The sequence below is a fragment of the Bacteroides sp. 3_1_13 genome (assembly GCF_001185845.1).
GTDB lineage: Bacteria > Bacteroidota > Bacteroidia > Bacteroidales > Bacteroidaceae > Bacteroides > Bacteroides xylanisolvens.
The window spans coordinates 1,433,969-1,456,854 of sequence record NZ_KQ236956.1; the positions used below are offsets into that span (position 1 = coordinate 1,433,969).

General features: G+C 43.5%; 20 protein-coding genes. 9 read left to right on the forward strand and 11 right to left on the reverse strand.

The window, feature by feature from the left end; genetic code table 11:
• Window positions 1-41 precede the first annotated feature (41 nt).
• The 5 genes from HMPREF9009_RS18350 to HMPREF9009_RS18370 form a co-directional block, all read right to left on the reverse strand.
• Complete coding sequence (locus HMPREF9009_RS18350) at window positions 42-683, reverse strand: NADH:ubiquinone reductase (Na(+)-transporting) subunit D (RefSeq protein ID WP_004300389.1); 642 nt, start codon at window positions 681-683, stop codon at window positions 42-44.
• Between the two features lie 21 nt (window positions 684-704).
• Window positions 705-1,379: a Na(+)-translocating NADH-quinone reductase subunit C gene (locus HMPREF9009_RS18355; RefSeq protein ID WP_004315905.1), complete on the reverse strand. Its 675-nt coding sequence runs from the start codon at window positions 1,377-1,379 to the stop codon at window positions 705-707.
• A 13-nt stretch (window positions 1,380-1,392) separates the two neighbouring features.
• Window positions 1,393-2,565 (reverse strand): NADH:ubiquinone reductase (Na(+)-transporting) subunit B, encoded by a 1,173-nt coding sequence (locus HMPREF9009_RS18360; protein WP_004311620.1) that lies wholly within the window; start codon window positions 2,563-2,565, stop codon window positions 1,393-1,395.
• A gap of 133 nt (window positions 2,566-2,698) precedes the next feature.
• Complete coding sequence (locus HMPREF9009_RS18365; RefSeq protein ID WP_049703377.1) at window positions 2,699-4,048, reverse strand: Na(+)-translocating NADH-quinone reductase subunit A; 1,350 nt, start codon at window positions 4,046-4,048, stop codon at window positions 2,699-2,701.
• A 910-nt stretch (window positions 4,049-4,958) separates the two neighbouring features.
• On the reverse strand, window positions 4,959-6,353 hold the full coding sequence (locus HMPREF9009_RS18370) for a C1 family peptidase (protein WP_049702944.1): 1,395 nt from the start codon (window positions 6,351-6,353) through the stop codon (window positions 4,959-4,961).
• Between the two features lie 218 nt (window positions 6,354-6,571).
• Between HMPREF9009_RS18370 and HMPREF9009_RS18375 the strand changes: the two genes are divergently transcribed.
• From HMPREF9009_RS18375 to HMPREF9009_RS18405, 7 genes are all read left to right on the forward strand, one after another.
• On the forward strand, window positions 6,572-7,843 hold the full coding sequence (locus tag HMPREF9009_RS18375) for a BamA/TamA family outer membrane protein (RefSeq protein WP_049702945.1): 1,272 nt from the start codon (window positions 6,572-6,574) through the stop codon (window positions 7,841-7,843).
• Between the two features lie 137 nt (window positions 7,844-7,980).
• On the forward strand, window positions 7,981-8,727 hold the full coding sequence (locus HMPREF9009_RS18380; RefSeq protein WP_008017377.1) for a TolC family protein: 747 nt from the start codon (window positions 7,981-7,983) through the stop codon (window positions 8,725-8,727).
• Window positions 8,728-8,738: 11 nt separating this feature from the next.
• Window positions 8,739-10,964, forward strand: a complete 2,226-nt coding sequence (locus HMPREF9009_RS18385) for a GumC family protein (RefSeq protein ID WP_004315910.1) — start codon at window positions 8,739-8,741, stop codon at window positions 10,962-10,964.
• Window positions 10,954-12,252 carry an O-antigen ligase family protein gene (locus HMPREF9009_RS18390; RefSeq protein WP_004315911.1) on the forward strand — a complete coding sequence of 433 codons (1,299 nt, stop codon included), beginning with the start codon at window positions 10,954-10,956 and terminating at the stop codon, window positions 12,250-12,252. Before HMPREF9009_RS18385 ends, HMPREF9009_RS18390 begins: the two co-directional genes overlap by 11 nt.
• 9 nt (window positions 12,253-12,261) lie before the next feature.
• The gene (locus HMPREF9009_RS18395; protein ID WP_008643848.1) at window positions 12,262-13,188 is read left to right on the forward strand and encodes a glycosyltransferase family 2 protein; all 927 of its coding nucleotides are present in this window, start codon (window positions 12,262-12,264) and stop codon (window positions 13,186-13,188) included.
• 27 nt (window positions 13,189-13,215) lie between these two features.
• Complete coding sequence (locus HMPREF9009_RS18400) at window positions 13,216-14,409, forward strand: glycosyltransferase family 2 protein (protein ID WP_049702946.1); 1,194 nt, start codon at window positions 13,216-13,218, stop codon at window positions 14,407-14,409.
• Window positions 14,410-14,518: 109 nt separating this feature from the next.
• Window positions 14,519-15,661 carry a glycosyltransferase family 4 protein gene (locus HMPREF9009_RS18405; RefSeq protein WP_049702947.1) on the forward strand — a complete coding sequence of 381 codons (1,143 nt, stop codon included), beginning with the start codon at window positions 14,519-14,521 and terminating at the stop codon, window positions 15,659-15,661.
• 94 nt (window positions 15,662-15,755) lie between these two features.
• Here the strand turns inward: HMPREF9009_RS18405 and HMPREF9009_RS18410 are convergent, their stop codons facing one another.
• The 4 genes from HMPREF9009_RS18410 to HMPREF9009_RS18425 form a co-directional block, all read right to left on the reverse strand.
• A complete protein-coding gene (locus HMPREF9009_RS18410; protein ID WP_008643849.1) occupies window positions 15,756-16,205 on the reverse strand; it encodes an N-acetylmuramoyl-L-alanine amidase in 450 nt (149 codons plus the stop codon).
• Between the two features lie 4 nt (window positions 16,206-16,209).
• Complete coding sequence (locus HMPREF9009_RS18415) at window positions 16,210-16,515, reverse strand: hypothetical protein (RefSeq protein WP_004300375.1); 306 nt, start codon at window positions 16,513-16,515, stop codon at window positions 16,210-16,212.
• A gap of 56 nt (window positions 16,516-16,571) precedes the next feature.
• Window positions 16,572-17,114, reverse strand: a complete 543-nt coding sequence (locus HMPREF9009_RS18420) for an HU family DNA-binding protein (RefSeq protein ID WP_004300374.1) — start codon at window positions 17,112-17,114, stop codon at window positions 16,572-16,574.
• Window positions 17,115-17,299: 185 nt separating this feature from the next.
• Complete coding sequence (locus tag HMPREF9009_RS18425) at window positions 17,300-18,859, reverse strand: ATP-binding protein (protein ID WP_004315916.1); 1,560 nt, start codon at window positions 18,857-18,859, stop codon at window positions 17,300-17,302.
• A 180-nt stretch (window positions 18,860-19,039) separates the two neighbouring features.
• Between HMPREF9009_RS18425 and HMPREF9009_RS18430 the strand changes: the two genes are divergently transcribed.
• Window positions 19,040-19,297 (forward strand): DUF4248 domain-containing protein, encoded by a 258-nt coding sequence (locus tag HMPREF9009_RS18430; RefSeq protein WP_004311607.1) that lies wholly within the window; start codon window positions 19,040-19,042, stop codon window positions 19,295-19,297.
• Between the two features lie 96 nt (window positions 19,298-19,393).
• On the opposite strand, the gene HMPREF9009_RS18435 is transcribed toward HMPREF9009_RS18430, so the two are convergent.
• The gene (locus HMPREF9009_RS18435; RefSeq protein ID WP_008997724.1) at window positions 19,394-21,187 is read right to left on the reverse strand and encodes a bifunctional DNA primase/helicase; all 1,794 of its coding nucleotides are present in this window, start codon (window positions 21,185-21,187) and stop codon (window positions 19,394-19,396) included.
• Between the two features lie 181 nt (window positions 21,188-21,368).
• Window positions 21,369-22,337, reverse strand: a complete 969-nt coding sequence (locus tag HMPREF9009_RS18440; RefSeq protein WP_008022120.1) for a DUF7833 domain-containing protein — start codon at window positions 22,335-22,337, stop codon at window positions 21,369-21,371.
• 148 nt (window positions 22,338-22,485) lie between these two features.
• On the opposite strand from HMPREF9009_RS18440, the gene HMPREF9009_RS18445 reads away from it, so the two are divergent.
• The gene (locus tag HMPREF9009_RS18445) at window positions 22,486-22,824 is read left to right on the forward strand and encodes a hypothetical protein (protein ID WP_008017359.1); all 339 of its coding nucleotides are present in this window, start codon (window positions 22,486-22,488) and stop codon (window positions 22,822-22,824) included.
• Window positions 22,825-22,886 lie beyond the last annotated feature (62 nt).

Sequence of the window (22,886 nt, forward strand, 5' to 3'; positions counted from 1 at the left end):
ATAAAGCTAGACATAAATCATAATTCAGAAATCAGAAATAATTAATTACTTTGTTCTTGCAATTCTTTATGACGTGCACGTTGATACCAGATAATGCATGCTACGATAATCAATGCCATCGGCGGCATCAACATCAAGCCGTTGTTTACGTATCCGATATTTTGAATCGGTTCATAATTCAGGATATTGAAACCAAGCAATGTTCCCGAGCCAAACAGTTCGCGGAAGAAAGCAACGATAATCAGAATCTTGGCATAGCCTAAACCATTACCTACACCATCCAAGAAAGACTCCCAAGGACCGTTCTGCATGGCAAATGCTTCCAGACGTCCCATCAAGATACAGTTGGTGATAATCAAACCTACATAAACAGAGAGCTGTACGCTTACGTCGTAAGCAAACGCTTTCAGGATTTCACTTACGATAGTTACCAAAGCAGCTACCACAACCAACTGGACGATGATGCGGATGCGGTTAGGAATCGTCTTACGCAACAGTGAAATAACAACGTTGGCAAATGCAGTAATCACCGTTACTGAAAGTCCCATCACGATGGCAGGCTCCAGCTTTGCAGTAACAGCAAGTGCAGAACAGATACCGAGCACCTGTACGGTTACCGGATTATCAATTCCCAGCGGAGCAGAGAATACTTCTTTATTTTTCTTTGAAAACAGTTGTCCCATATTCTATCTTTCTCCTCCTTATTATTTAGTTAAAAAACTCAAGTAACTATTCAGGCAAGACTTCAACATGGCATCTACACCTACTGAAGTGATTGTACCACCGGAGATACCATCCACTTGGTAATCAGGTTTCTCTACCTTGCCATTTTTTACGACTCCCAAAGTGATAGCTCCATTTTCCAAAGTCTTCTTACCTACAAATTCATTTTGGAAATGGTCGGTTGCAATTTCAGCACCCAGCCCCGGAGTTTCACTAGCGTGTGAGAAGTAAGTACCGTAAACGGTATCTTTATCTTCGTTCAGTGCAACATATCCCCAGATAGCGCCCCAAAGACCGGCACCGTAAACAGGAACTACATATTTAGTCTGACCGTCCACTTCGCATACAAACACGTGCAGACGTTGTTGTTCTTTTGCTTCTTTCTCGTAGTTGGTAGCAAATTCGCCCGTATTTTCGGTCAGCGTACCGTCTACGTTCATCAGCATATCCCCTTTCACATATTTCTGATATTCAGCATCCGCATCTTCCACATTCTTAATGTTCAATGCAGCGAGGATTTGTTTCTTAGTGTCCAACTGCACATTCTTGTCTTGTGTAGATTTCAGTGAAGAACTAACGAATGCCAGCAGGAATGCTACGATAATAACCATTACCGAAGCATAAATGATAGTATAACTATTACTATTCGTATTCATTTTCTTTCGGTATTTATTGGTTAGACTTGATAGTGCGTTTCTCGCGACGGCTGATATTGCTTTGTACTACACAGTAGTCAATCAGCGGAGCGAAGATGTTCATCAGCAGGATGGCAAGCATCATACCTTCCGGATAACCCGGATTCAGTACGCGGATAACGATAGCCATCACACCGATCAGGAATCCGAAGATATATTTACCTCTTTCTGTACGTGCGGAAGTCACAGGGTCAGTAGCCATAAATACAGCACCGAAGCAGAAACCGCCGAGAACGAGGTGTTCGTACCAAGGCATTTGAGCCATTGTGTTGTTTTCCATGCCGATTGAGTTGAATACCCATGCCATGAATGCGCCACCTACGAATACGGAAATCATTGTCTTCCAGCTTGCAACACCTGTCCAAAGCAGGATAACGGCACCAATCAGGATAGCGATTACGCTGGTTTCACCAATAGAACCCGGAATCAGACCTGTAATCATATCCATGTTGAACGCAGGAACACTACCTGTTGTAGCAGCCTGTCCCAGTGGAGTGGCAACGGTGAGTCCGTCTACGCTTTGTCCTAAACCGAAGATGCTGTCTCCTGACACCCAAACAGCATCACCGGACATCTTGGTCGGGTATGCGAAGAACAGGAATGCACGAGTAATCAACGCAACGTTGAATACGTTCATACCTGTACCACCGAATACTTCTTTTGCGAAGATAACAGAGAATGCAGTAGCTACGGCAAGAATCCACAGCGGACAGTCTACCGGAACGATCATCGGGATCAGGATACCGGAAACAAGGAATCCTTCCTGGATTTCTTCTTTCTTCCATTGAGCTACGACGAACTCAATGCCAAGACCTACTACGTATGATACGATTATTTTAGGCAGTACTGCCAGGAATCCGTAGATAAACATTTCGATGAAGCTGCCAGTAGCACCTGTATGAGTGAAATGCTGGTAACCTACGTTGTACATACCGAACAGCAAAGCCGGTATTAACGAAATAACCACAATCGACATGATGCGCTTGCTATCGATTGCGTCATGTATGTGCGTTCCCGTTTTCGCAGTCTTGCTAGGCACGAACAGGAATGTTTCGAAGCCGTCAAACACCGACTGGAATGCGTGGAATTTGCCGCCCTCCTCAAAGTTCGGCTTTATCTTATCGAGATAATTTCTTAACGCTTTCATTTATTTAATTGAAAATTGAAAGTTGAGAGTTGAAAATTGGCTGTACTGGGTTTATGCTGTATCCACAGAGAGCCGTTTCGCAAGATTTCAACTATCGCTTATTTTAATTTTTATTATTTAATCTCTTATTCGATTACGCCATTTCTGAACGGAGCATATCGAGTCCGGCACGAACGATGCGTTGCAGTTCCATCTTTGAAGAGCAGACGAATTCGCAAAGGGCGAAGTCTTCGGGAGCTACTTCGTAGATGCCGAGTGCTTCCATACGGTCGATGTCACCGGCGATAATTGCTTTAATCAGATATTCGGGCAGAATGTCCATTGGGAATACCTTATCGTATTCACCCGACATAATCATGTGACGTTCGCCACCTTTGATACGGGCATCCAACGTATATTCCTTCTTACCCATCAACCAGCTGAAATAAGAACGATTGGCACTGAACTGGTTGAAACGCGGCATGATCCATCCAAGCATTTCGTGAATGTCGTCACCTTCGGGGATAACAGTCAATTGGCTATGGAATGCGCCCAAGAATCCGTTCGGAGATACTTGCTTTCCTGTCAGCACGTTACCGCTGATGTAGCGTAAATCTTTGTCTTTTGTTACATTGTCGGCAAACACGTTGGTGAGCAATGCACCTACCTGTAGTTTGCAGTATGCAGGTTTCAACACTTCGGAACCTGTCACAGCTACTGTACGGGTGAAATCTACATGGCCTGTATTGAAGAGGCGACCGATGAAGATTACGGCTTGCGGATCAATAGTCCATACCGTTTCGCCCTTGGATACGGGGTCGAGGTGGTTGATCTGAACGCCTACATTACCTGCAGGGTTCGGTCCGTCGAATGCGGTGATTGTAACGTTCTTAGCCTGTGTCAGTGCAGCAGCGTTCTGTTTCACACTGATGTTCAGGTAGGTTTTTGCCAGTTTGGCAAGAGCATCAAGCCCTGTCTGGAAGTTTGCTTCTTCGCCTTTGAGGGCGAACTCGAAATCCGGAGCCAATGGATTGGTATCGAATGCGGAGATGAAGATTCCTTTCGGGGTTACCGTCGGATCTGCAATGATGTCATAAGGACGCTGTTTGATAAACGCGAAAAGTCCGGCTTCTAACAGAGCGGATTTCACAGCTTCAGCATCCATCGAAGCAACATTCTTTTTCCCAAAATCTTCATAGTCCTGCTCTGCAGCAGCTTCTACTACGATGTTCAATACCTTACGACGAGCACCACGTTCTACACTCGTCACCACGCCGCTCACCGGCGAAACAAATTTCACTTCAGGATGATACTTGTCGATAAACAAGGGTCCACCAGCCATTACATATTCCTGCTCTTTCACAACTACCTTAGGCGTCACTCCAGGAAAGTCATCGGGTACAAGTGCGTAGAATCCCGGTTCTTTTACTGTTGCGTACGTTTCAGCAGCTTTTCCTTTCAGGTTTATGTCAAGGCCTTTACGTAACTTTATTACATTTGCCATGCTATATAAAATAATGGTTTCATAAATTTGCCGCAAAAGTAATAAATAAGATTGGGATTCGGGAGGAAAAAAGAAAGGAATTACGGATATATTTCCGTAATTCCTTTCGTGTTCGTACACGTAAATCATCTTTCTCGTAATCATCTTTCTTTTGTCTTGAAACAAAAGAAAGAAGCAAAGAAAAATTCAAGGCTGACTTTTTTCTCCTACTCGCTTCCTTCACTTCGCTAAAGGGCAGAAACTCGCTACGCTCAAACAGTCTGCCCTTCTTAACGCTACGTTACGGGCGCTCGCCTGACGGAGAAAAAAGTAGGCCGGAGAAAGCCGCCGGCTGGTTCGCTGTATGATGTTCGTGAGGGGTATTAGGAAGGAACTCTCTGTATCTTTCTATTTTTCTATCTCTACTATCTCTATTATCTCGTATTCTATATCTCTATTATATATTATTCAGCTTTGCTATATTTAGTCGTATAACGTCTACGGCTTTTATATAACAAAGCATTTTTATTAGTAGCATTTGTAATATGTAAAGTTCTTTAGATAATGTGCTTTTTATGCTGAAAGTTCTTCATGCTGCAAAACCTCTTATTTAGCGAAGTTTTGTATGCTATGAATCCTTCCACACTGCAGAACTAAAACCTTTTATTTAGCAAAGTTTTCCATGCTATCCGTCCTTTAAAACAATGCAATCCTCCGTATACCAAAGGCCGCCACGCCGCACGGGTTCCCCGGCCTCGTTTTTCCGGCGTCAAGCGCAGGTGTTTCCTTCGGCGTTAAGAAGGGCAGACTGTTTGAGCGTAGCGAGTTTCTGCCCTTTAGCCGGAGGAAGCACCGGAGTAGCCGGAAAAACGCAGCCTTGATTCTTTCTTTTTGGTTCTTTTTCTTTCGTATCAAGACGAAAGAAAAAGAACTATTCAGCAAACATAGGATCCCAAGCAGGAAGTCGGATAGGCTTCTGTTTCAACACCTCGAGAGCTTTTTTCGATGCATATTTCGTTTCTACTACTAGGCGGAACATATATTCGTTAAACCAATCATCTGTCATAATGAGATAACCCTGATAACCGGCGGCGGGTCCCCAACTATTTTCAACCATCCATTTCGTCGGTTTTCCATTTTTGTCAAGATCGACAGCCATAAGAGTCATGGCGTGACTGGAGCCACTAGCAAAACTTTGGATACGTTGCTTCTTGTTCATGCCAAAAGAAGTACCCATAAGAGATTCGTAGTCGTAGTTTTTGACATCCAGCAGACCACGGTCAGAGTTTAGAAACTTACCTACATCGCAAGAAAAATACATCATCGTGCTATCCTTGAGAGAAGAAATAGCCATTTCTTTGATATCCTCGATGGGAAGATTGACATAAGTCCAGTTTTTGCCGTCGTAACGGTGGCGGTCGTAATCTATCTCATAACACTTATAATATTCACGACTCGGATCGTTCATTAACATGACATAATTATCAATCAGTTTTTCGTCACCATACTTTTTCAGGAAAGAAAGCGGAGTGTAAGTTTCGGTAGACACAGGCTCACCCTTAGCGTTATATTCAGTCCAGGTAAATTCAGTAGGAGGAACACCGAGATTCAACACTAACATGCGGTAGATGGTGCTCAACATCTCTGTTTTTGTTTTCTCAAGGGCAGCAGGCTTGACACCTTGCGCGGCAAGATCACGGAGTTGAAGCCCCTGTTCACGAAGTTTCAGGGCGATCAGACCTGCCATACGGGAGGTATTTTCACTACTGTTGGTTTCCGGCATCACATCTTTGGGAACAAGCCCGTATTTACTGACAATATCGGCTACACCGGTGAATGTTCCACCGTCACTCAAAGGATTACGGAAGAGCCATTCCACCATTTTATCATCCATCGGCTTACTGCTGGTGTCGATAATACCTTGTAGAAAGAGGTTGGCTTTCTCCAGTTGGTCGAAGAAGAAAGGATAAGTTTGCGAGAATTCGAAGGAACCGAGGTTATGCTTGGCGATCGCTTTGGCACGCATCACATTCAAACCTGTAAAAAGCCAGCAACGACCAGAAGATTTTTGGTCGGTGATACCTTTAGAAGACACTTTGATAGAAAAATGCGTATCCATGCCTTTCAGATTATCCTGGTTGAGAGCCAGTTTACGGATGTCGTTGTTGCCGATGGCGTTGCGGATAGCCTTGTCGGTGGGAGTGTTTGCATAACTCTGCTTGATTTGTTGCATCATGGAGTCGCTGATGCCACCTTTCAGTTCTTGCGCTTGTGTAGAATAAGAAAAAGCACATAAAACAAAAATTGATAAAATCTGTTTATTCATTTGATATAAATAATTAATTAATAGGCTGACGGATCATAATATGCTAACAAATATTGTTTTGGTGTATGGGGGTAAATCATGCAGTTTTATTTATCAGCATATCGAGAAACATCTTATTCCGCAAAAATACGATTCTTTTTTAGATTTATTATCTAAGAACATCAAAACTAATCGGAATAAAATAGTTTTCTTTGCAGTCGAATTCCTCAGAGAGAAATATGAAGAAATATATAATAGGAATATTGATGATGCTTCCATCCATCAATATGATGTCAGCTACGGCTGATAGTACGGCAGTAAAAAGCGATGAACTGCAAATGTCTACAACTTCTATCAGTGATACTACTCCTACAGAAATTGAAGGCACCCCATCAGACACCATTCCTGCCCTTTCCAAGCGCGAGTTGCGTCGCCAGCGCGTGGCAAATCGGAATTTGCACTATAACATATTAGGTGGTCCCAGTTATACGCCGGACTTCGGTTTGTTAGTAGGCGGTAGCGCACTGATGACGTTTCGGATGAATCCGAGTGATACCACTCAACGGCGTTCAGTAGTGCCAATGGCCATCGCCTTGATGTTCAAGGGCGGCTTGAATCTGATGACGAAACCACAGCTCTTCTTTAAAGGCGACCGTTTCCGTATCTTCGGAACCTTCTCTTATAAAAATACAATCGAGAATTTTTATGGCATCGGATATTCCACCAATAAAGATTACGAACGTGGAGAAGATACCAGTGAATACCGTTATAGCGGCATTCAAGTAAACCCCTGGTTCTTGTTCCGTTTGGGAGAAAGTAATTTCTTTGCAGGCCCTCAAGTCGATTTGAACTATGACAAGATAACTAAACCGGCTGCCGGGATGGTTAATGAGCCCTCGTACATTGCGGCAGGAGGTACGGAGCACGGATACAAAAATTTCAGTTCGGGACTCGGCTTCCTATTGACGTATGACACACGTGATATTCCCGCCAATGCTTATAACGGAACTTACCTTGACTTCCGGGGAATGATGTACAATAAAACGTTCGGCAGTGATAATAACTTTTACCGTTTGGAAATCGATTACCGCCAATACAAAACAGTAGGACGCCGCAAAGTGATAGCCTGGACAGTGCAAAGCAAAAACGCATTCGGAGATGTACCCCTAACAAAATATGTACTTAGTGGAACCCCCTTCGATCTTCGCGGTTACTACATGGGACAGTTTCGCGACAAGTCCTCGCATGTCATGATGGCCGAATACCGCCAGATGATAAATACGGACAAAAGCACTTGGATAAAAAAGATGTTAAGTCATATAGGATATGTAGCCTGGGGAGGATGCGGTTTCATGGGACCCACTCCGGGCAAGATAGAAGGTGTGCTTCCCAACCTCGGATTGGGATTACGTATCGAAGTTCAACCCCGTATGAATGTACGCCTTGATTTCGGCAGAGACATGGTGAACAAGCAGAATTTGTTCTACTTCAACATGACAGAAGCCTTTTGACGCCATTTACGCGACAAATTGTGCACAATTTACAAGAAAGATTGTAAAATAGATAATAAAAGACTGCACATAAATGAAATTAATCCTTATATTTGCGCAAGCTATAACACAGCAAGAGCAAATAATAGGATTTTTTTATGAAGCAATTTATATATTTTTTTTCGGGGTTATTACTTCTGTTCATCTCTACCACCCGTGTAGTTGCACAAGAAGTGTCTGACTATTCTCAACTAAGTGAAGAAGATTATAGTAAAATAGTTCTCCCCCCACTATCAGTTTTATTCGAAAATGCCAAGAACAGCCCCATTTATGAGATGGCGGACGTAAAGGCGAGAATTGAGCGCAAATTACTCCAAAAAGAGAAATGGTCATTTCTAGGTTTCTTCAGTTTACGGGGGAGCTATCAATACGGAATGTTCGGTAATGAGTCCACCTATACGGACGTGGCAGTCGCCCCATATCTTACCTACTCCACTCAAGCGCAAAATGGTTACACAGTAGGTGCAGGTCTAAGTATTCCATTGAACGATTTATTCGACCTCAAAGGACGTGTCAGTCGGCAAAGACTCACACTGCGGAGTGCGGAACTAGAACGAGAAATGAAGTATGACGAAATCAAAAAAAGTATTATTGAAATGTACACAATGGCAATTTCGCAGATGAAAGTTCTTCAAATGAGGAGTGAAAGTTTGGTGCTAGCTAATGTGCAATACGAAATTTCTGAAAAGAACTTTGCCAATGGTACTATTGAGTCTACCGATTTATCTACAGATAAGGAAAGGCAATCTCAAGCCCGTGAGGCATATGAGAATAGCAAGTTCGAATTAACAAAGAGTTTAATGATACTCGAAGTTATTTCACGCACTCCCATCATACGAAAATAAAAGATTAAGATATGAACTATATCATTTCTATCATACGAGCCCTATTTCGTCATCGCTGGCTGATATTGCTAGGAACCACTTTCTTCACATTGCTGGTTATTTACTACACACGACATATGCAAGGAGGATATGATGTAAAAGCCACATTATACACAGGGGTAGCTTCAGGTTATAATCTAGAAAGTGACAAACGCACAGACTGGGCAACAGTACAAAACTCAATGGACAATTTGATCAGCATCATGCAGGCCGAAAGTACGTTGAAGAGAGTATGTCTACGATTATTTGCGCGAATTCTTATTCAGGGTAACCCGGATAAAGAAAATAACGGTATTACCGCTTCCAGCTATAACTATACCTACAATCACTTGAAAAATAGTCCGAATGGAGCTGAAATTCTAAAACTAATCGACAAGTCGAGTGAAGATAAGACAGTAGCTAATCTGGAAAAATATATGCGTCCACATAGAGATAACTATATCTATGGATTATTTTACTACAATCACCCTTTTTATAGCTATAATGCCCTGAAAAACATCAAAGTACAGCGTCGATTGACCAGTGATTTGTTGGATATCAGCTATTCATCCGGTGATCCAGGCATCGTCTACAATACAGTGAGTATCTTAATGGACGAATTTGTAGAAGAATATCGTCGCATTCGTTATGGAGAGACGGACAAAGTAATCAAATACTTTGAAGAAGAGTTGAAGCGCATCGGAAAGAAACTAAACTTAGAAGAAGAAGACCTAACAAAGTATAATGTAGAAAAACGCATTATCAACTACATTGACGAGACCAAAGAAATAGCCGCCATCAGTAAAGAATACGAGCTGAGAGAGCAAGACGCACTTTTTGCTTTTAATAGTAGCAAATCCATGCTTGAAGAACTAGAAAAGCATATGGACAGTAATGCAAAACAGGTGCTCAAGAACATGGAATTTGTAGACAAACTGAGAGAAGCTTCCAGCATTACCGGCAGAATATCGGAGGCTGAAGCGATGACTGTTTCCTCAAAAACAGACGATCAGACCTTGATAAATGAAAAGAAACGGCTCTCTGAAATCAAACAAGAATTAAATGACTTAACATCCTCCTATATCGGCCATAAATATACCAAAGAGGGCGCTTCGAGAACCAATATCATCGACCAATGGCTGGAACAAACGCTACTATACGAGAAAGCCAAAGCTGAATTACAGATTGTACAGAATGCACGCAGTGAATTGAATGACCGATATGTTTTTTTCGCACCGGTAGGTACTACCATCAAGCAAAAAGAGCGCATGATAAATTTCACCGAACGCAACTACCTCACTGTACTTCAAAGTTATAATGAAGCCTTACTGAGAAAGAAAAATCTAGAAATGACTTCTGCCACTTTGAAAGTACTCAACGAGCCGACTTATCCGATTTCGTCCAACTCAACCAATCGGAAACAGATTGTTATAGCTGCCTGTGCAGTCAGTTTTCTCATCATAGTCGCTTTGTTGTTACTAGTCGAAATGCTTGACAGAACTTTACGAGATGCCAGCCGTACCAGGCGAGTCACCGGGTTTAAGGTAATAGGCGCTATTCCCAATACAAGCCCCTCTCGCTATGGAGGTCTGACCAAGACTTATGTTCAGCTTTCCGTAAAAGAATTGAGCAATTCGCTACTTCGCTTCCTGACTAAGCGCAAGTCTCCCGGCGTATTCATCATCAACCTTTTCAGCACCAGTGACAATTCCGGAGAAGAAGAATTGGGAAATTTAATCTGTGGATATATGCAAAGCCGGATGTTAAATGCCAGGTTTATCACCTATGGAGTAGATTTTAATACAGACTCGACCCAATTTCTGCTAGCCAAGAGTATTACAGACTTTTACACTTTGCAAGGAGAAGATGTGCTGATAGTTGCTTATCCGCCATTATCGACCAGCAATATTCCGAGTGCTCTGTTACATGATGCCAACGCCAATATTCTAGTAGCTTCGGCAGACCGTGGCTGGAAAACTATTGATAAACAGCTTTGCGAACAACTTACGCAGCAACTGAGTAAGACGGATGTCCCATTCCGTATATGCCTCACAAATGCGAACCGTGACGCAGTAGAAGACTTTACCGGACAACTTCCACCCCATACATTACTGCGTAGAATCGGCTATCGTCTCAGTCAGTTATCATTAACAGAAAAAATCATATTCAATCTCAGAAGAAAAGCCAAAGAAGCAGCAGACGAGGACGATGACGAATAAAGTAACCGCTTTCCACCTCCTGCTTGCCGCACAGTTCGCGCTAATCGCAGCAAGTATGTTCGTAAACATCAAGATAGGATTATTCTCAATGGTGCTTATCTTATTGTTTACTACGATCTGTCTGATACAACTCGGCAATGACGAGCGCACTAACTGGAAACCCGGACAAAATATAATGACCTATTTCTTCATTGTCTGGTTATTGTTTTATATACTGGAAATACTGAATCCAAACAATGTTATGGCAGCCTGGAATATTAACCTCACTCCATACGCTCTCACCCCCTTGATCTGTGCATTCGTCGTTCCGATCGTAATACGTACCAAAAAAGATATTGAACTATTATTAATTATATGGTCAATATTTGTTTTGATATTCACCCTAAAAGGTTATTGGCAGAAGAATCATGGATTCAGTTCTAAAGATCTTTATTTCTTACACGTAGTGGGAGGTGCACGTACTCACATTATCTGGTCAGGCATTCGCTATTTCTCTTGTTTCTCTGATGCAGCCAATTATGGTGTTCATGCTGCCATGTCTACTGTGACCTTTGCCATTGCCTCATTCTTTGTTGACTCCAGATGGAAACGCATCTACTTCCTTTTTATTGCTTTTTGCGGCATTTATGGAATGGGAATCTCCGGAACACGCTCTGCCATGGGCGTTCTTATGGGTGGCATGCTGATGATAACCGTCATAGCAAAGAATTGGAAAGCATTACTGGGAGGTATATTCATATCTATCAGCATTTTCGCATTTTTCTATTATACCAACATCGGGAGCGGAAACCAATACATTCACAAAATGCGTTCCTCTTTCCATCCTACCGAAGATGCTTCATACCTCGTACGTGTCGAAAACAGGATGCGAATGAAAGAATTGATGGCAAAGAAGCCTATCGGATATGGTGTTGGGCTTTCAACCGGAAATTTCGAACCGAAAGAGCAAATGCCCTATCCTCCGGATTCATGGTTAGTCGGCGTATGGGTAGAAACAGGAATTGTCGGACTCATTCTTTATCTGGGTATACATGGCATTCTATTCGCTTGGTGCTCATGGCTACTGATGTTTAAAGTACGCAATAAGAGCTTGCGCGGATTAGTGGCAGCCTGGCTTTGTATGGATGCCGGTTATTTCATAGCGGCCTATGTCAACGACGTAATGCAGTATCCCAATCCATTGACTGTATATATAGGATTCGCACTCTGTTTTGCCGCTCCTCATATAGACAAGCGCATCAGTGAAGAAGAGAAAGAAAAAGAACTAGTAGCCACTCAAAAAAACTGACGAACAAATATGACAAACAATATTCCAGACATATCATTTATCACAATCTGCTACAACGGATTCAAAGACACATGCGAACTAATAGAATCACTACAGAATAAAATACATTCTGTAAGTTATGAAATCATCGTCGTAGACAATGCTTCACATGAAAACGAAGCAGCTAAAATACATCAACTGTATCCCACCGTTGTCGCTATCCGCAGCAATGAGAACAGTGGTTTTTCCGGTGGAAATAATATCGGCATCCAGGTAGCAAAAGGTAAATACATATTCCTTATTAATAATGATACATATATTGAATCAGACCATATCGCCTATCTCGTAGAACGCCTTGAAAGTCGACCGGAGATTGGAGGTGTATCCCCCAAGATACGCTTTGCATTTCCACCCCAGCATATACAATTTGCCGGATTCACTCCCTTGTCGCAAATCACCCTACGTAACCATATGCTGGGCTTCGATTGTCCAGACGATGGAACATTCGACACTCCCCACACCACCCCCTATCTGCATGGGGCAGCAATGATGTTTAAACGGGAAGTCATTGAAAAAGTAGGAATGATGCCCGAGATATTTTTTCTCTACTATGAAGAACTAGACTGGAGCACAAGCATGACCCGTGCCGGATATGAACTGTGGTACGATCCCTGCTGTACCATTTTTCATAAAGAAAGCCAGAGCACTGGGCAACTTAGTAAATTGCGTACTTATTATCTGACACGCAACCGCCTGTTCTATGCCCGGCGCAATCTGAAAGGGTTCAACCGCATCGCCTCCATTATTTATCAGAGCACCGTAGCTGCTACAAAGAATAGTTTGGCTTTCATACTCAAAGGGCGTTTCGACTTGGCGGCAGCCATATTCTATGGAGTAAACTCCGGACTTCTTCGCCCGTCATCCGACAAAAAGAGCGTTGTCTCACCCGATAAATAAAACGTTGTGTCATAAATTCCAAATACTATGAATATCGTCGACTGGATTCTTTTTGTACTTTTCGCGCTTTGCGTATGTTATCTGTTGCTATACGCCATTGCTTCCAAGTTCTACCGGGTCCCTGAATTTCCGGAAGCCCGCACCCTACGACGTTTCGTCATACTCTTCCCGGCTTATAAAGAAGACCGGGTAATCGTCTCTTCCGTACGCAGTTTCCTGAGACAGGAATATCCGAAAGAAATGTTTGATATCATCGTTATCTCCGACCAGATGCAGTCTGCCACCAACGAGCTCTTGCGTTCCTTGCCTATCCGATTGTTGATAGCCGACTATAAAGACAGCTCCAAAGCCAAAGCACTGACAATGGCAATGGATGCCATTGACGGAATACCCTACGATGTAGTAGTTATCATGGACGCCGATAATCTGACTTCCCCGCACTTCCTGACAGCGGTAAACCGTGCATTCGACAGCGGTGTGCGGTGCATACAAGCCCACCGAACCGGCCAAAATCTGAATACTGACATTTCTGTTCTGGATGGCATCAGCGAAGAAATTAATAATGGCATCTTCCGCAGCGGACACAATGCACTAGGACTTTCAGCCGCATTATCCGGTTCAGGAATGGCTTTTGAAGCCGACTGGTTCCGGAAAAACGTCCGACTTCTTGAAACGGCAGGCGAAGACAAGGAATTAGAAGTACTTCTTCTGCAACAGCGCATTCACACCACCTACCTACCGGAAATACCAATTTATGACGAAAAAACGCAGAAAGAAGAAGCCATCAGCAATCAGCGAAAACGCTGGATAGCTGCACAATTCGGCATTCTCCGCAGTTCATTGTCCGGATTACAGAAAGCAATCCGCCAAGGTAACATTGACTACTGCGACAAGATAATTCAATGGATGCTACCCCCAAGACTGATCCAAATAGCAGGTGTTTTCGGACTGACATTTATTTTCACAGCCATCGGTATCTGGCTAAGTCTGAAAGGCGATTCCGGAAACGAATGGATGATAGCCATAAAATGGTGGATATTATCCATAGCCCAGATAGTAGCAATGATATTGCCCATACCTGGAAATCTGCTAAACAAACGATTGGGTAAAGCAATTATAAAAATCCCAATACTGGCACTCACTACCATCGGCAATTTGTTCAAGTTGAAAGGAGCTTATAAAAAATTTATCCATACAGAACATGGAGAAGACCATTTTTAAAGAAAATTTTCTTGAAAAGCAAGAGAATATTTATAAAAAAATGAGACTCCCTAGAAACAAAAAACTTATATAAAAGAGAAAACATCACCACCACTAAAAAAGAAAGAATATGAAAATAGCCATTGAAGCACAGCGCATTTTCCGCCCCAACAAGCATGGAATGGATTTTGTTGCTCTTGAAACAATTCGGGAACTACAAAAAATGGATCATGAAAATGAATATTTCATTTTTGTCAGTCCCGGTGAAGACAAGTGTCTGGAAAGTTCCGATAACGTACATATCATCGAGCTGAAATGCCCTACTTATCCATTGTGGGAACAGGTAGCACTCCCGCGTGCAGTAAAAAGCATCAAGCCCGATTTGCTGCATTGCACCAGCAACACGGCTCCTCTACACTGCCCTGTGCCTCTGGTTCTAACATTGCACGATATAATCTATCTGGAAAAGCGCCAGTCGTCCAGCCTGTCGTGGTATCAAGAGATGGGATGGCATTATCGCCGGTTAGTCGTTCCGCGCATACTCCCCAAGTGCGAGAAAATTATTACCGTTTCGCAGTTCGAACGGAAACGGATTCTTGAAGCGTTACATCTGCCGGAAAAGCAATTAGTAGCTGTATATAACGGGTTCAACAGTCATTTCCATTTGCAGCCCAAAGCTCCGGAAATTACCCGGAAATATATCGATGCAGACGAATATCTGTTTTTTCTAGGAAACACGGATCCGAAAAAGAATACTCCGAGAGTACTGAAAGCGTACAGCGGATATTTGAAAAAATCGGCAAAGAAGTTACCATTACTGATTGCCGACCTTAAAGAAGATGCCATTGACCGGATATTGGAAGAAGAAAAGATAATGGATATCAAAAGTTATCTCAGCTTCCCCGGCTACATTGAGAATACCGACCTTGCAGCGCTCTACAGTGGTGCATTCGCATTTCTATATCCCTCACTTCGCGAAAGTTTCGGTATCCCGATGCTGGAAGCGATGGCTTGCGGAACACCAATCATTGCAGGAAATACTTCAGCAATGCCCGAAATTGCAGGTGATGGGGCTTTATTGGTTGATCCATTCAGTCCCGAAGATATCACAGCAAAAATCTTGAAACTAGAAAATGACGGGACATTCTACCAGCAACAAGTGGAATACGGGCTTAAGCGCAGCCAGATGTTTTCGTGGAGAAACACAGCAGAATCGTTATTGAGTATATATAAGGAACTTTCTTTATCAAACATCTGCCCCGTGTCTAAGTAAAACTCACCGGAAAATAACCTAAGAAATGATAAAACGAGAAAAGACTTGTGACAAGTATTTATGTACTCGGTCACAAGTCTTTCTATAGAGTACATTACATTTTTGAGCAGAATTCTTTCACTTCGAAGCACGGACACGCTTTAATCCACTCTTCGGGTTCGATCTCTCCGTTTCCGTTCAGGTCCGGACTTAGATCCCGATGTCCGCACACCCGGCAACCGGGATAGTCGCGCAGGAGTGCAAGGATCAGCACCCGCATCGAATGAATCTGCCATTCGGTACGTGTATCGGCGGGATGACCGTGGCAGTCAAGTCCGCCCTCATAACAAATGCCAATACTGTTCTGGTTGTGTCCTTTTGCGTGCGCACCGATTCGTTCAATCTCACGGGTGGTCTTTATATCTCCATTTTTACGGATATAAAAATGATAACCCGTCCCGTTGAAACCACGCCGACGGTGGCACACTTCCAAATCATCTTCCGTAAAATCCCTGTCCGCCCTTGTGGCGGAACAGTGGATCACAATCAAATTGATGGTTCGCATAAATTCATCCCTCCGTTTCAGTGACCATCTGTACTCGTTGCACACATTCCTTGCTACTACACTGCAGAGCCGCAGCTTGCGTCAGCTGTCCTCTCAACGAGAAAATCTCCGCGTGCATCTCTTTCACTTTCGAACTAAGGTCGAAATAATCCTTCAACACTTTCTCCAACTGCTGCATCAGAAAAGTATACTGGTCTTTCACTAGTTCACTGAACTCTTTCACTTCTTGCGCCATCATCTGGCGCTTCTTGCGGCTACTGCCCAGAAAAGGCAGAATCGTCATGATGATTTCGATAATTTTATCTAACATTTTAATAGATTGAGATGATAAATTAATAAATTGAGAACAGAGTCAATCAAAGCGGTTTATGCTGCCGGATCCGGAGCTTCTCCTCCACCGCTACCACCACCGGGTTCTCCCCCATCGCCTTTACCATCATCATCGGAGCCGTCACCGCCGTTTCCTCCGGCAGCAGACTTCTTCTCCGTATACAATTCGAACATCATGTTATTATCCCCGCCACGAGTAGTTGCCGTGCTGTCATTGGCAAGACGCAATGAGTTGTCGACTTTGAAACGGAGATTGATGCGAGTGATATTTTTCACCGTACAATCCTTTTCCTGTTCCACACCCGGACAGGTCAGCGTGGTATAAAAAATACCCAGTCCATCCACTTTCACCTTATTCCCTGCCACAAGCACTTTTTTCATCGCACGGACAAAGGATTTCATCACATGCGACACGTCTTCCACCGAAAGCGACCCGATAGACTCGATTTCCTGTGCCAGTGAATCAATTGAATAGATTTTCGACTCTCCAGCCTTAGGCTTGAGAAGATACATCATCGGTGATTTATCATCACCGAGCCGTTTTCTGCGCTTGTAGCGCACAACTGTAACTGTTGCCATATTTAAAAATTGTTTCTACGAAAAGAAGTACATTCTCCCTTTCTGTTGATGAAACAAAGATACGACAACACATTGACGACTTACCGGATTGCACCGGACTACACCGGATTATGCCGGATTAAAACGGATTACACCGAATTATACCGAAATATGTGGAAATATGTAGGAATATGTAAGATTATTCCCTAGTTTTCAATGATCCATTCTCCAATAGTTCGCGTACTACTGTCGAAATTAACTCCCACTTTGATAACTTTCCGATGATCTGCCTGATAAGGAATCGCATACTGCTTACTATTGATCTGTGCCAACGCTTCTTCAGGAGTACCGTCTACTTTGAATTCAAATACATAGATAGCCTCCTGCATCTTTATCACAACATCAGCCCTGCCAACAGCGCTCTTTACTTCTGCATCCACATATTGCCCCATCAACCGGAACAGGAGGTAGAAGATGGTCTGATAGTGTTTCTCCTCCTTATTATTCATATCATTGGGGATAGAGGCGAAAAATGATTTGATCCGCTCCATACATTGATCCAGATTGCCGACCCGTAAGTCTTTGATAAACGATACTACATAAAATGTATTCTCGCGAGCAGGCAAATGCACATAAGCCGGCATTAATGATTCGATAAAGCCTTTCCGAACTTCTTTGTTAGGATAAGCCAACGTATAGATCTGAAAATCCCGATCATATTCTTTAATAGTGAGATAACCGCTTTGGTAAAGTACCGGAAGCGGGTCTGTAATGACATTGGTAGGTGCATCAAACTGCTCGGCAGTAGCCGAAACGCCATCCAGTTGACGAATATCGAAATCGCTTTGCTGCAAGATGTCTATCAGGAAAGTGGGAGTGCCGGTAGAGAACCAGAAATTGGCATATTTCTTTTGAGCAAATGCATTAAACAAACTAAACGGATTGTAAATGTCTTCACTATTTTCACTGAAATGATACCCATCATACTGTTGTTTCAAATGTATACACGCTTCATCATACGTTTCACCGTTCGCCTCGGCCATCCTTCTTATATCTTCTTCCAACTGTGTACGCAATTCATTTTCCGTTATACCGCAAATGGCACTATAAGCATCTTGCATACTTATGTTCTGAAGATTGTTCAATTCACTAAAGATGCTCATCTGACTAAATTTACTGATACCGGTCAGGAAAAGAAAACGAAGATATTCTCCCTGCGCTTTCAACGGACTGAAAAAGTCGCGCATGATGCCACGTATTTCAGCTTGCAACTCCTCATTGTTGTTGCTATCCAACATAGGAGAATCATATTCGTCTACAAGTAACACAACCTGACGCCCGCTCTGCTCGTAAGCACGTTTGATAATACCTTTCAGACGGAGACTGAAAGTGTCTTCGCTCGTGTCACATCCGTAAATTCGTTCCCATTCCACCAAGCGATTGTTGATAGCGGAGCGCAGCATCCCCGCATTCATATACTTACTGATACTGAAATCAATATGCAACACGGGATAAACCGTCCAGTCTTTCTCCAACTGTTCCATCATCAGCCCCTTGAACAGGTCTTTTTTACCAGAGAAATAGGCTTCAAGAGTGGAAACTAACAGACTCTTTCCAAAGCGTCGGGGACGGCTAAGAAAATAAGTCGTATGTGTATTTACCAAACGATAAATCAACTCTGTCTTATCAATATACACACAATTATCATTGCGTAGTCTCTCGAAACTCTGTATCCCTATCGGATAACGCCTGAATATTCCTTCCATCCTTTTTCTATGCTTTTAACGTGAAACGTAAACAAAGATACGATAAATTTCAAGAATCGGTATTCTATTAGTATCAATTCTTTTATGAATACGCCCGAACATCCGCTCTCAAAATTTGCCTATTCCACTAAAAATGAGTAACTTTACTTCAAATATAACAATCTAAAGGCACAACTATAAATGAAAACAAAAAACAAGATTCTCCCCGAACAAGAAGAAGAAAAAACATTCCAATACCGCACCTATGGGAAAGGCGAGCTCGCCTTGTTGTACCTCCCCAATATCCTGCAACAAAGCGCAGTAGACCGATTCAACGAATGGATTGAAGCTGCACCCGGACTAAAAGAACGGCTCCTGGCCACCGGCATGAATCCACGCAGCAGATACTACACTCCCGCACAAGTAAGGCTCATCGTCGAAGTACTCCAAGAACCCTAATTGAAGTATTAAGTATTAGGTATCAAGTATGGTAAACGCATCGCAACAATGGATAACATCATAATACTTAATACTTGATACTTAATACCTAATACTTTAAAACAGCTCTTTTTCAGGTAGCCAGCAGGAGTTGTCGAACATTGTATTTCGGACACGCTGGTCAGCGGAGAGAGAAGGGTCGTGAGATTCTTCACAGGGCAGGTATCGTCCGCTTACGGGATCGTAGACAAAGGATGCCATTCCACCGACACCAAGATGCTTGAATTTCACCTTGTCCACGTATACGCGTGTGGCACCAACCTCCTTGTCACGTTCCACAATGATACCGTAATCCGCTTTGTTATAGAAATCGGCAGAGCCGTTGATGTCGTACATTTCCACACGAGGGGTAATGCCCGTGACAGGATTACGGTTCATTTTACGAGGATGGACTACGACCACGAGCAGGCAATTATGTTGCACGGCAAATTCTGTAAATTTATTCAACAGGTTCGAAATATATTGCGTTTCCGTCTGTCCAGGCTGCGGGTTATGGTCGAAACGGTTGAGCGGGTCGAAGACAATGATGCGGCAGCCACGGCGGACAACGAGTTCATGAGCCTTGGCCAGTACACGATCCGGAGAAACATTACCTTTCAGAGAGATATGAGAGACGTTTTCAGTCAGAAAATCTTCCGAGTTCGCAAGGAGTCCCTCCGTCATGCCACAGCCGTTTTGAAAACGGTGTCCGGTGAGTTTCTCAATCAGTTTGCGGAGATGATAGACGATAGGGGTATTTTCCGGGCTAAAAAAACCTATTTTCCATTGATGCCGCAGGCAGAGACGCAACACCAATTCGTCCACCCACTCGGATTTTCCTGCACCGGGAACTCCGGTGACGTAGACACTTCGCCCACGTTCATACGTGCAGATCTTATCCATCTCCTCCCATCCCGTTTCCGCTCCGGGACCGAAGCCGTTGTCGAAAAGAGCCCGCAGATCGTCATGCAAGTCGGCAGCGGTGAAGATACCTTCGAGCGGAACTTCTGCTGCCTGTTCGATGGCGATACGGAGACTGGCGATACCATATTTGCAGAGATGCTCGTTGGCATCTTTACACTCCGGACCGTAAGTCACCACCCGGCAGCGTTCAGCTCCCAGCCGGTTGATGAGTTCATTGCGCAACCGGATTCCGGCAGAATCAGCATCAACGGCAATGATGATTTCTTCCAGGTCCTCGAAGTGCGTCTCCATAAAACGGTCGAGCCAGGAGAGGTTCGAATTGGCTCCGGCCGGCACGGAGATGGCACTTTTGAATCCGGCGGCGATGGAAGAAGCAGCATCCAGTTCCCCCTCGTGGATGATGCAGGAGGTTTGCCCCAGGATGGAGTCGATGTTGTAGGGAATCAGTTCGGCACCCTGCACCATTTTGAAAAGTTTCGGGAGAGCGCGAAATTTGGTGTTTATCAGTTGTTCCCCTTCAAAATAGTTGAAGCAGATGCAACGTTCCTTTTTGCCGGATTGCGGCATAAATTCTTCCTGTTCGGTGATGCGTAGGGCGGCTATGACGGACTGCGGGATGCAACGCGTCTCCACCAGCCAACGCTCCGTGTCTTCGGAAAGCGTGGTTTTCGAGGCATCAAACACTGGACGCTGAAAATGCTGCGGAATGGCTGCTGCACGACGCTTGCGGGCTGCCACACGTTCGGCATTCTTGCGCTCTTCCACATCATCGGGAACATAAAAATCAGCGCCACAATGATAACAGTGACAGTGGCCCGTGTCGACGTTGACACGTAGCGAACGGTCGCGCTTATTCTTGCGGGTAGGAAGACATTTTTTACAAATCGTCTTGAGGACTCCACTCGATTTACCGTGGATGTCGACATCATAGTTGGCAAAATTTCTCATATTTTTTTCCTTTTTTCTAATTAAAAAATAGTTTAAAATAATCATTCACACGCAGAGGACTTACCTGCCGGACGAGTGTCTGCCACCTGCCGGACGAGCTTCCGTTACCTGCCAGACGAACATCAACAACCTACCAGACGAACATCGGCAACCTACCGGACGAAGCCAGTCATCTGCCGGATTAATGCGCCCATCTTTTCTTCACATCATCCCACACAGCTGATGCATCGGGACGTGGCGGCGCATCAACCGGAATAAGATGTCCCAGATACGTTCGCCGCCCGTCGACGACGCTTTCAAAGCGGTTTACATCCTTGTCGACCGTATTCTCAAGCTCTTTCAGCAAGGTTTCCCTCAACGTGCGACAAGTAACGGAACCGGCCGCGATATAATTTGAAAAATACCGTTTCACGTCCTCCGGAAAAAGCAGTCCCGCTCCTTTGTCATAAAGGCGGATATGTTTTTTGAAGATTTCCAAAATAAGTTTTTGATGGTCTACAAAAAGCTTTCCCAAACCGGAATGCTGCCCGGCCAATTCCATATATGACTGGAAAGTAGAAAGTTGGTCCACCAACTTTTCCCAAGGCAACACGGGTTGTAACGGGCCATGATTGCCTTCATCCGCCAAACGGCTCACAAGAGACGGTGTTTCTATATTACTCCTATTATTGTTTACAACAGAAACACTTCCTTTACTCTCCTCTTCTTTACTTTCCTCTTCTCTCCTCTTCTGGTTTTCAGTGGGTTTTCTCCCTTTACTGACGGGCGTTTCAGCACTTTTTGCCACCTTTTTCGGACGCCCTCCTTTTTTACCGTTTTCGATGTCCATTTTCCGCTTCTCTTCCAAGCTTTTCATCACCCTATCCAAGTAAGAAGAACGAAACATCTGTCGTTCCTCATCCAGTTCGAAGAGATCGAATTCGCGAAGTACCCGCTCCACCGCAACTTCATCCACATCATACCGCCGGGCCATGGCCTTCAGTAAAACCGGTTTGCACGACGCCTCATAAGCATCTTTAGTGCGCAGATGCAACAGCAACATCACGTAAATTCCGAGTGCTTCCGCGGCATTCATCTCTGACATCATACAGGCAATATTGTCGTCATTCAACAAATTTACCTCCAAATTGAAATACTGATCTTTCTTCATTTTCATTTATCATTTATTATTCCACATTTAATACTTCCGGGGCGCAAAGGTGCAAAATGTATTTTATTCCAGCTATCGCAAAAATGAGAGAGGGATTATATATTTTTTATCCGACCTTTGCCAAAAATTATTAATAATCCCAAACAATATGGACACAAAACGCAACCAAACGTTGGAAGAAATAGAAGAAAATAAAATAGTGAACGAGCATTACCAGAACAGAGTAATGCTGATAAAAAAGCTCTTGAAAACGTCACGGCTAGCCACAGTAGACCTCTGCGTGCATATCGACATCAGTGAAGCCTCCTACTACCGTTACATAAATTTCACCAGCTATATGAAAGCAGACATTTTCATACATGCTTGTCTCTTCCTCAAGCAATATATTGAAAGTCACCACATTCCTTATACCCAAGAAGAAAAACGGCTTATAAAAACATTAGACCTGTTTCAGATTTCCTCAAATAGCAACTTAAACTGCAATTAAAACACAGAAAAGGAGAAACTTATCATAAGTTTTATTACATTTGCAATGTAATAAAGGTCTTT

What these genes read in the sequence shown, in the direction of transcription:
- HMPREF9009_RS18440 (WP_008022120.1), bottom strand. Translation starts at nt 22,337, where the DNA reads ATGAAGAAAGATCAGTATTTCAATTTGGAGGTAAATTTGTTGAATGAC.
- HMPREF9009_RS18405 (WP_049702947.1), top strand. Translation starts at nt 14,519, where the DNA reads ATGAAAATAGCCATTGAAGCACAGCGCATTTTCCGCCCCAACAAGCAT.
- HMPREF9009_RS18380 (WP_008017377.1), top strand. Translation starts at nt 7,981, where the DNA reads ATGAAGCAATTTATATATTTTTTTTCGGGGTTATTACTTCTGTTCATC.
- HMPREF9009_RS18350 (WP_004300389.1), bottom strand. Translation starts at nt 683, where the DNA reads ATGGGACAACTGTTTTCAAAGAAAAATAAAGAAGTATTCTCTGCTCCG.
- HMPREF9009_RS18370 (WP_049702944.1), bottom strand. Translation starts at nt 6,353, where the DNA reads ATGAATAAACAGATTTTATCAATTTTTGTTTTATGTGCTTTTTCTTAT.
- HMPREF9009_RS18435 (WP_008997724.1), bottom strand. Translation starts at nt 21,187, where the DNA reads ATGAGAAATTTTGCCAACTATGATGTCGACATCCACGGTAAATCGAGT.
- HMPREF9009_RS18400 (WP_049702946.1), top strand. Translation starts at nt 13,216, where the DNA reads ATGAATATCGTCGACTGGATTCTTTTTGTACTTTTCGCGCTTTGCGTA.
- HMPREF9009_RS18415 (WP_004300375.1), bottom strand. Translation starts at nt 16,515, where the DNA reads ATGTTAGATAAAATTATCGAAATCATCATGACGATTCTGCCTTTTCTG.
- HMPREF9009_RS18410 (WP_008643849.1), bottom strand. Translation starts at nt 16,205, where the DNA reads ATGCGAACCATCAATTTGATTGTGATCCACTGTTCCGCCACAAGGGCG.
- HMPREF9009_RS18355 (WP_004315905.1), bottom strand. Translation starts at nt 1,379, where the DNA reads ATGAATACGAATAGTAATAGTTATACTATCATTTATGCTTCGGTAATG.
- HMPREF9009_RS18420 (WP_004300374.1), bottom strand. Translation starts at nt 17,114, where the DNA reads ATGGCAACAGTTACAGTTGTGCGCTACAAGCGCAGAAAACGGCTCGGT.
- HMPREF9009_RS18445 (WP_008017359.1), top strand. Translation starts at nt 22,486, where the DNA reads ATGGACACAAAACGCAACCAAACGTTGGAAGAAATAGAAGAAAATAAA.
- HMPREF9009_RS18365 (WP_049703377.1), bottom strand. Translation starts at nt 4,048, where the DNA reads ATGGCAAATGTAATAAAGTTACGTAAAGGCCTTGACATAAACCTGAAA.
- HMPREF9009_RS18390 (WP_004315911.1), top strand. Translation starts at nt 10,954, where the DNA reads ATGACGAATAAAGTAACCGCTTTCCACCTCCTGCTTGCCGCACAGTTC.
- HMPREF9009_RS18375 (WP_049702945.1), top strand. Translation starts at nt 6,572, where the DNA reads ATGAAGAAATATATAATAGGAATATTGATGATGCTTCCATCCATCAAT.
- HMPREF9009_RS18360 (WP_004311620.1), bottom strand. Translation starts at nt 2,565, where the DNA reads ATGAAAGCGTTAAGAAATTATCTCGATAAGATAAAGCCGAACTTTGAG.
- HMPREF9009_RS18430 (WP_004311607.1), top strand. Translation starts at nt 19,040, where the DNA reads ATGAAAACAAAAAACAAGATTCTCCCCGAACAAGAAGAAGAAAAAACA.
- HMPREF9009_RS18395 (WP_008643848.1), top strand. Translation starts at nt 12,262, where the DNA reads ATGACAAACAATATTCCAGACATATCATTTATCACAATCTGCTACAAC.
- HMPREF9009_RS18425 (WP_004315916.1), bottom strand. Translation starts at nt 18,859, where the DNA reads ATGGAAGGAATATTCAGGCGTTATCCGATAGGGATACAGAGTTTCGAG.
- HMPREF9009_RS18385 (WP_004315910.1), top strand. Translation starts at nt 8,739, where the DNA reads ATGAACTATATCATTTCTATCATACGAGCCCTATTTCGTCATCGCTGG.